General features: G+C 53.2%; 1 pseudogene. It reads right to left on the bottom strand.

Annotated elements, in window-relative coordinates:
* A pseudogene (misR, locus tag ACTHS4_RS12680) lies at positions 1-233 on the bottom strand (two-component system response regulator MisR); the annotation flags it as partial.

Genomic DNA, 233 nt, shown 5'->3' with positions numbered 1-233 from the left:
CTTCAAGCAGGTTGAACTCGGTGCTAGTCAATTCAAGCGGAGTATCTTTGATGCTGGCTTGGCGTTTGGCAGGGTACAGGACAACGTCGCTGACAGAAATGCTGTTAGGCGCGTTGTTTTGTTCGTTGCTGTGTTGCGCACGGCGCAAGATGGCGTTGATACGCGCCAAGAGTTCGCGCGGTGTGCATGGTTTCGGTACGTAATCGTCCGCACCCATTTCCAGACCGATAATG

Source organism: Neisseria sp. P0014.S009 (assembly GCF_051958155.1).
Lineage (GTDB): Bacteria > Pseudomonadota > Gammaproteobacteria > Burkholderiales > Neisseriaceae > Neisseria > Neisseria flavescens_C.
The sequence above is the reverse complement of the archived record's forward strand: the minus strand, read 5'-3'. Positions and strand labels throughout refer to the sequence as shown.